Origin of the sequence: Pseudomonas sp. 2822-17 (assembly GCF_002742485.1) — a bacterium.
In the GTDB taxonomy this organism is placed as follows: Bacteria; Pseudomonadota; Gammaproteobacteria; order Pseudomonadales; family Pseudomonadaceae; genus Aquipseudomonas; species Aquipseudomonas cyclaminis.
In genome coordinates, this window is the sequence record NZ_LJRZ01000582.1 from 1 (window position 1) to 366 (window position 366).

General features: G+C 39.1%; 1 pseudogene. It reads left to right on the plus strand.

The features are described from left to right. A pseudogene (locus AOA60_RS23480) lies at window positions 1-366 on the plus strand (hypothetical protein); the annotation flags it as partial.

Sequence of the window (366 nt, forward strand, 5' to 3'; positions counted from 1 at the left end):
TTTCTAAACATGGTGAAGTCGTTATTGCAGAGAAACTAATAGAGATGCTTCCATTGTATGCTAAAGAAATTGCCGCACCTTTATCGAATATTGATTCTGTCAAAATTATTGATACAGGAAGTGGAAATGGTACAGCCTCGTATAGCAAATCAATTACAAATACGATGACACAAATTCAAGAACCACTAAAAGAATTAACTGGCTTGGATGTTTCTCAACTGTTATCTGACTTAGTTAACAGGGGGAACACGCACACTGTCGTCCGTCCTCAGGAAGTGCAAAATCAACCTGAACCAACGAACGAAGAGAATGTTGAAGCAAAAGGTACTGAAACTGAGTCAGTTGAAGTAGGGGAAGACACTGAAG